General features: G+C 42.8%; 7 protein-coding genes. 4 read left to right on the plus strand and 3 right to left on the minus strand.

Going from position 1 to position 7,515, the window contains the following annotated elements; translation table 11 throughout:
• Positions 1 to 175: 175 nt before the first annotated feature.
• Entirely contained in the window at positions 176 to 301 is a 126-nt protein-coding gene (locus AAEO50_RS20620; RefSeq protein WP_341986251.1) for a hypothetical protein, read from the minus strand.
• Between the two features lie 161 nt (positions 302 to 462).
• Between AAEO50_RS20620 and AAEO50_RS20625 the strand changes: the two genes are divergently transcribed.
• From AAEO50_RS20625 to gndA, 4 genes are all read left to right on the plus strand, one after another.
• Positions 463 to 1,230 (plus strand): 3-hydroxyacyl-CoA dehydrogenase, encoded by a 768-nt coding sequence (locus AAEO50_RS20625; protein ID WP_341986252.1) that lies wholly within the window; start codon positions 463 to 465, stop codon positions 1,228 to 1,230.
• Positions 1,231 to 1,308: 78 nt separating this feature from the next.
• Positions 1,309 to 2,454 carry an acyl-CoA dehydrogenase family protein gene (locus AAEO50_RS20630; protein ID WP_341986253.1) on the plus strand — a complete coding sequence of 382 codons (1,146 nt, stop codon included), beginning with the start codon at positions 1,309 to 1,311 and terminating at the stop codon, positions 2,452 to 2,454.
• Positions 2,455 to 2,466: 12 nt separating this feature from the next.
• Positions 2,467 to 3,621, plus strand: coding sequence for a thiolase family protein (locus tag AAEO50_RS20635; protein ID WP_341986254.1), 1,155 nt, complete (start codon positions 2,467 to 2,469; stop codon positions 3,619 to 3,621).
• 646 nt (positions 3,622 to 4,267) lie between these two features.
• The gene (gene gndA, locus AAEO50_RS20640) at positions 4,268 to 5,680 is read left to right on the plus strand and encodes an NADP-dependent phosphogluconate dehydrogenase (RefSeq protein ID WP_341986255.1); all 1,413 of its coding nucleotides are present in this window, start codon (positions 4,268 to 4,270) and stop codon (positions 5,678 to 5,680) included.
• 53 nt (positions 5,681 to 5,733) lie between these two features.
• Here gndA and AAEO50_RS20645 read toward each other — a convergent pair whose 3' ends face one another.
• Both AAEO50_RS20645 and AAEO50_RS20650 read right to left on the minus strand, forming a co-directional pair.
• Positions 5,734 to 5,910: a hypothetical protein gene (locus tag AAEO50_RS20645; RefSeq protein WP_341986256.1), complete on the minus strand. Its 177-nt coding sequence runs from the start codon at positions 5,908 to 5,910 to the stop codon at positions 5,734 to 5,736.
• 296 nt (positions 5,911 to 6,206) lie between these two features.
• Complete coding sequence (locus tag AAEO50_RS20650) at positions 6,207 to 6,971, minus strand: SurA N-terminal domain-containing protein (RefSeq protein ID WP_341986257.1); 765 nt, start codon at positions 6,969 to 6,971, stop codon at positions 6,207 to 6,209.
• Positions 6,972 to 7,515: the final 544 nt, after the last annotated feature.

Below are 7,515 nucleotides of genomic sequence, written 5' to 3' on the forward strand. Positions count from 1 at the left end.
AACAAAGCCCCTCCGCTTTTCTTCCCGCAGGCTTGCCGAGGAGGCTCACGGGCTACCCGCGGAAAGCGAAGTCTTGCACGGAAATCATTAGCGGCATTAACAGACTAACCTAAAATTGTTCATCTTTATGTGGTGTTTTTTTGTTTTGTCCCAGCCTCTTTTGGTTGCATGGATATTATTTTTTTAGGTCTTTTTTTGTTATTTCACTTCGGATGCCGGTTTCCTTCGAGAACTCAGTATCTGTTTTCTTATTATTAGGATATTTATTTTTGCGTTCGCGGTTATCGTTTTTATTAGTCATTGATTATCCCTCCAAGCAATAATTTAAAGTCCATTCTTATTTTGTTCAAGAAGATTGATGAATATGATGAAGAATAAATAAACAGAATCTTCCTAAAATTATTTCTTTTTCATTCATTCAAAGATAAAATATAGGTATAACAATTATTGGAGGCTGTCTAAATGAAAATCAAAGATTGTATGGCAATTGTTTCTGGAGGTGCCTCAGGATTAGGTGAAGCCACTGTCCGGAATCTCGTCGAAAAAGGGGGAAAAGCTTTTATATTGGATATCGATGAGAAGAAGGGAAGGGAGTTACAAAGAGAATTAGGCGGCAGAGTGGGATTTCATTATACGGATGTGACCAGAGAGGAAGACGTAGAAGCGGCAATAATGAATGCTGTTGATTCGTTTGGAAGCGTCAATACGGTTGTAAATTGTGCAGGGATTGCTCCCCCATCCAAAGTGGTCGGCAGGAAGGGTGTTCACTCTCTTGAACAGTTTTCTAAGGTGATTGAAATCAATTTAATCGGTACATTTAATGTCATACGTTTAGCTTCACAAAAAATGCAGAGCAACAAAGAAAATGAATACGGTGAGAGAGGAGTTATTATTAATACAGCTTCCGTGGCTGCATTTGATGGGCAAATCGGACAGGCGGCCTATAGTGCTTCCAAGGCAGGGGTTGCAGGAATGACGCTTCCGATTGCAAGAGAGTTTGCAAGGGATGGAATTAGGGTGATGACAATTGCCCCCGGTTTATTTCATACACCGATGTTCGACTCATTACCTGAAGAGGCACGTACTTCATTGGGTATGACAGTCCCATTTCCAAAAAGACTTGGCTACCCTTCTGAATATGCACAGCTCGTAGAGGCAATTGTAGAGAATCCCATGCTAAATGGCGAGACGATCAGACTGGATGGAGCTATTCGTATGCAGCCGAAATAAGAGCAAACCACATTAAAAATGAATGGATAATCATTCATTATCTTATCTACTCAACTATTTTAGAAAGGGGAGAATGATGTGAACCACCCTTACTTAACAGAAGATCATGAAATATTTAGAAGCTCTCTTCGAAAATTTCTGCAGAATGAGGCCGGTCCTAATTATGAACAGTGGGAAAAGGACAGGATTGTGCCGAGATCTTTTTGGAAGAAGATGGGTAATCAGGGCTTTCTGTGCCCGGACATTGATGAACAATACGGAGGAAGCGGTGTTGATTGGGGTTTCTCTGTCATCATTAACGAAGAACTGGAACGTGTTGGGTCAAGTTTAATCGGGATTGGCTTGCACAATGATATTGTCGTACCTTATATAAGCGAGTATGGAACTGAAGAACAAAAGAAACGCTGGCTGCCCTCGTGTACAAGTGGTGATATGATAACAGCCATTGCAATGACTGAACCAGGTACGGGATCTGACTTGGCCGGGATCAAAACGACTGCCAAACTAAATGGTGACCATTACATCGTGAATGGCCAAAAGACATTTATCACCAATGGTATTCATTCTGACTTGGTTATAGTGGCATGTAAAACGGATACGGGGGCAGTTCCCCCTCACAAAGGAATCAGCCTCCTGGCTATCGAAAGAGGCGCAGAGGGGTTCTCGAGGGGAAGAAAGCTTGAAAAGGTCGGCCTTCACTGCCAGGACACGGCTGAACTTATTTTTGAAGATTGTAAAGTGCCTAAACAGAATCTAATCGGTGAGGAAGGTAAAGGGTTTCAATACCTTATGAAAAAGCTCCAGCAGGAACGGCTGGTTGTTGCCATTGCGGCACAGGTCTCCTCTGAACATATGTTTTCGCTTACCATGGACTATATAAAAGCCCGCGAAGCTTTTGGGAAAACGATCAGTCAATTTCAACATGTACAATTTAAAATGGCGGAAATGGCAACGGATATTGAGATGGGGAGAGCTTTTCTTGACGGGTTGATTGCCGAGCACATAAATGGAAGAGATGTGGTTACCAAAGTGTCCATGGCGAAATTCAAACTTACTGAAATGTCCAGAAGAATCGCGACGGAATGTATGCAGCTTCATGGAGGATATGGATATATGGAGGAGTATGAAATTGCCAGGAGGTATAGAGATGTGCCGGTCGCAAGTATTTATGCAGGTACAAATGAAATTATGAAAGTGATCATTGCAAAGAATTTGGGTCTATAGAGGAGGAAGGTTATGAGAGAAGTAGTCATAGTGGAAGGGATAAGGTCTGCAGTCGGTAGAAGGAACGGTATATTGAAAGATATGAGGCCGGATGATTTGGCTGGTGAAATTCTTAAAGGGCTGATGGAGAAAACAGGGGTCGATCCCGGATGTGTGGATGATGTCATTCTTGGTTGCGTAACTCAATCAGGAGAGCAGGCAGGCGATATCGCCAGGGTAGCTGCATTGATTGCAGGGTTCCCGGTTGAAGTACCTGGAACGACCATTGATCGTCAATGCGGATCGGGCCAGCAGGCAGTTCATTTTGCTGCACAAGCAATTCTCTCTGGAGATATGGACATTGTCGTTGCAGGCGGAGTGGAGAATATGTCAAGGGTACCTATCGCGTCTAATTATGGAAAAGCGGGATTCAGCGAAAAACTCAGGGAGCAGCACGAAATCATCCATCAGGGATTATCAGCAGAACGAATCGCTGAAAAATATGGACTTTGTCGGGAAGAACTCGATCAATTTGCTTATGAAAGTCATCAAAAAGCATTGAATGCACAGAAGGAACAGCATTTTGATAGAGAAATTTATCCGATTGATGTTCGTGCTGAAGAGGGTGGTACGTTCACCTTCAAAAAAGATGAAGGACCAAGGCAAGGTACGACGGTTGATGTGCTTTCAACATTGAAGCCTGCATTTAAAGAAAATGGAATCATACATGCCGGCAACTCCAGCCAAATTAGTGATGGAGCAGCTGCACTCCTTCTCATGACACGCGATAAAGCCGATGAACTTGGTTTAAAGGCAAGATTCAAAGTTCACACTCGGGTGGTTACAGGCTCCGACCCGACTTTAATGTTAACCGGGCCTATCCCGGCTACTAAGAAGGCTCTGAAAAAATCAGGTTTATCTTTGGAAGACATCGATGTCTTCGAAGTGAATGAAGCGTTTGCGCCAGTAGCCATGGCATGGTTGAAAGAGCTGGGAGCCGACCCATCCAAATTAAATCCAAATGGAGGGGCGATTGCCCTTGGGCATCCTTTAGGTGCCAGCGGCGCACGCATTATGGTAACGATGATGCATGAACTTGAACGGACAGGTGGCCGTTTCGGACTGCAGACGATGTGCGAAGGTCATGGAATGGCCAATGCCACGATCATTGAACGATTGGAATCATAGTTTACTTATCTATCTAAAGGGCGGATCTATTTCAGATCCGTCCTTTTCAATTGGCTGTGCTCAGTAATTTGAATTGAATAATATCCAAAAGGAAAGAATGATACTATCATTAAGCATGTTTTTACACCTGCTCTAGCTTTTGATTGGAGTGCAAGACGAAGAATCCTGCGGGAGAAGCGTGTTAGGTGAGACGTGTCTAGCTACGGGGCTTAGAGGCTCGAGGTCATAAGTCAATCAAGCCAAAAAGGCAAAAAGCGCCTTTCCGTCTTGCTCGCCTTATGCTTGTCGCCTCTGGGCGAGCCGCCTCCGCTTTTCTATTGTCCAGCTACGGGGCTTAGAGGCACATGTCATAAGTCAACTCGTCCAAGAAGGCAAAGAACGCCTTCGTGGCCGATTCGCCTAATGCCACCCGCCTCGTCGCTGCACCCCTCCGCTTTTCCCACCCGCAGGAGCAAAGCGACGAGGAGGCTCACCACCCGCCCGCGGAAAGCGAAGTCTTGCACGGAAATCAAAAGCGTGTTTAACATAGCACCCCATAAAAATCACACTTAGAAAAAAGTTTTTCCGTGAAAGTTCAGCATGAAAATTTATTTCGTATTATAATATATACGGTGTGAATGTTTTAAGCAAGGAAAGGAAGGATAGTATGACGAAACAACAAATTGGTGTTGTTGGAGTTGGAGTAATGGGGAAAAGCCTTGCACTCAACTTTGAAAGCAGAGGGTACTCTGTTGCCATCTATGACGTTACCGAGGAAAAAGTGAATGAAATATTAACAGAACACAGCGATAAGCAGTTAACAGGAACGAGCAGTGTGGAGTCATTCATAGATTCATTGGAAGCACCAAGAAAGATCCTGATGATGGTACCTGCAGGTGAAATCACAGATAAAGCGATCGATTCCCTGGTGCCTCACTTAAATAAAGGCGACATCCTGATTGATGGGGGAAATGCTTTTTTTGAGGACACGATCCGACGGAATAAAGCTTTAGAGGAACAAGGGATCAATTTTATTGGTGCGGGTGTATCCGGTGGAGAAGAGGGTGCCTTATACGGGCCTGCCATTATGCCAAGCGGCCAAAAAGAAGCCTATGATCTTATCGAACCGTTTTTGACAGCTATCGCTGCAAAAGTAAATGATGATGCATGCAGTACATATATCGGACCTGATGGTTCTGGCCATTATGTGAAGATGGTCCATAATGGAATTGAATACAGTGATATGCAACTGATCTGTGAAGCGTATTACTTAATGAAAAATGTCCTGGGAATAGAGGCACAGGAGCTTCATGAAATCTTCAAAGAATGGAATGAAGGGGAGCTTGACAGCTACTTGATCGAAATTACGGCTGATATCTTCACGAAAGTCGATGAAGAAACAGGTAAACCTCTTGTAGAAGTGATCCTTGATACGGCTGGCCAGAAGGGTACAGGTAAATGGACAAGCATTTCGGCACTGGAGCTTGGCGTGCCACTGTCGATTATCACAGAATCTGTTTTTGCCCGCTTTATTTCTGCTATGAAAGAGGAACGGGTGAAGGCAAGCAAGATTCTAAGAGGACCTAAGAACAGTGAATTCACCGGCAATAAGGAAGAGTTTGTTGAAATGATACGCAAAGCTCTGTATTTAAGCAAAATCTGTTCCTATGCTCAAGGGTTTGCCCAATTACAATCAGCATCCAAGGAATATGATTGGAATCTGAAGCCCGGTGAGATTGCCATGATTTTCAGAGGGGGATGCATCATCCGTGCAGGATTCCTTCAAGAAATCAAGAAAGCTTATGATCGTGATGAGAAATTAACGAATTTACTTCTGGATCCTTACTTTAAAGAGATTGTGGAGAATTATCAGGACGAGGCCCGTGAAGTAGTGGCAACGGCCATCAAATTGGGAATACCTGTCCCGGGGCTTGCAAGTGCGCTTGCTTATTATGACAGTTATCGTTCGGAATCACTTCCTGCAAACCTCCTTCAGGCTCAGCGTGATTATTTTGGAGCTCACACTTATCAGCGGAAGGATAAAGAGGGGACATTCCATACAGAGTGGATAAATAAATAAACAGATGATTAAGAAAGCCCCTGGACGTAAACGTCAGGGGCTTTTTGGTCCATTTATTCTTCACTCGAAGAATCATCTTTGGTGTGATGTTTCTTCTTTTCTTCACGTTGTTCTTTCTTTAAGTCTTCTAATGGGATCGGGTCTACGTTTTGTTCACTTTCGTGTTTATCCAGGATTCCTTCATGGTCCTTATTTACTTGCTCGGGGTTATCGTTTGAACGCTTGTTCATGTATCTCATCTCCTTATTTACTAGTGATTTGTTTTAAATTCCGCAGTTGATTTCCGTGCAAGACTTCGCTTTCCGCGGGCGGCCGGTGAGCCTCCCCGTAGCTAGACACGTCTCACCTAACACGCTTTTCCCGCAGGAGTCTTCGTCTTGCACTCCAATCAACTGCTAGAACCGGTATAGCTTTAACTAAGCCTATTAAAGTAATGGTATGGTAGACTGTACCCTTTTTCTTCAAGAAAAAACATTCACACACAAAAAAGAACAAACCCGGCAGGGGGTTTGTTCTTTTTTGTGAATTATATTTTTACATCCACTTTAGCGTTTTTCTTTAATTCTTCAACGTGCTGTACAAGCTTTTCTTGTTTCTTCTGCTGCTCTAATTGAGTCTTGATTTGAGGTTTGACTTCTTCAAATTTGGGCGCTTTCTTATCCTGACCTTGCTGGCTGGCAAATTGATCATAGAATTTTTTCATTTCATCTTCTGTTACTTCATCCACTTTTATTTCTTTTTCAACGTAATTTGTGTATTTAATGTTTTCTGCAACTTGTGTTTTTAATTCATCCATCGAGAATCCGGCATCTTTCATTGCCTTTTCGAATTCTTTCTCGGTTTTATATTGCTTTTTAACTTCTTCAAGTTGTTTGTTAATTTCTTCGTCACTGGCCTTATAGCCTTTCTTGTCTGCTTGCTGCATAAGAAGAGTTTGTCCTACGAGACTATCGATCGTTTGTTTTTTGATTTGTTCAGCGACTTTTTTGCTTGTAGGGTCTTGTCCCATTTGCTGATACTGCATTTGGGAAGTAGTAAGCATGTTGTTATAATCTTCACCCTTCAGCTTCTCGTCATTGACTACTGCGACAACTTTATCTTTGTCCACTTTTTGTTTGTCCATTTTCTTTTGCATTTCTTCCATTTGTTTTGCCTGGTCTTGTTGTTCTTTACTTTTTTCTTCTGTTTTAGGTTTATCATCAGATTGCTTTTTGGCCTCTTCTCCATTACCGCAAGCGGCTAATGCAATCGCCATTATTGTAATCAGTAAAGCACTCATTAATTTTTTCATTTATCAATTTCTCCTTTCAAAGAGGTGATATAATAAGGCTGTTTTCTAAAAGATTGTTATTCGGGTAAGTAAACGATGACCGCTCCTTTCCGCTGCAGGCACTTGCTTTCCGCGGGGAGGAAGTCGAGCCTCCTCGGCGTTCCGCCTGCGGGGTCTCGACTTTTCCTCTATATCCCGTCGGAGTCAAGTGCCTTCCGCTACAATCCACTCTGTAATATCAATGTTGTTTGTATCAACAATCAATACGAAAACTGCCTATTAAAAAATCACTTAATGCGCATTTTATATGATTAATAAAAAAAAATAAACCTTTTTGTCTGATTTAATCACTTTGTAACAACCGTGAAATACAAGCTTTTGTTAGTTTTTACTGAGATTTTGACTTTATACTATTTGTTAGGTAAAGCTAAATAGTATTTTTTACTATCTCCAGCTGTTGATTGGAGTGGAAGACGAAGACTCCTGCGGGAGAAGTGGCCAATGTGAGACCCCGCAGGGAGGTACGACCGAGGAGGCTCACGGGTCACCCGCGGAAAGCGAAGTC

The sequence above is a fragment of the Rossellomorea oryzaecorticis genome (assembly GCF_038405515.1).
Lineage (GTDB): Bacteria > Bacillota > Bacilli > Bacillales > Bacillaceae_B > Rossellomorea > Rossellomorea oryzaecorticis_A.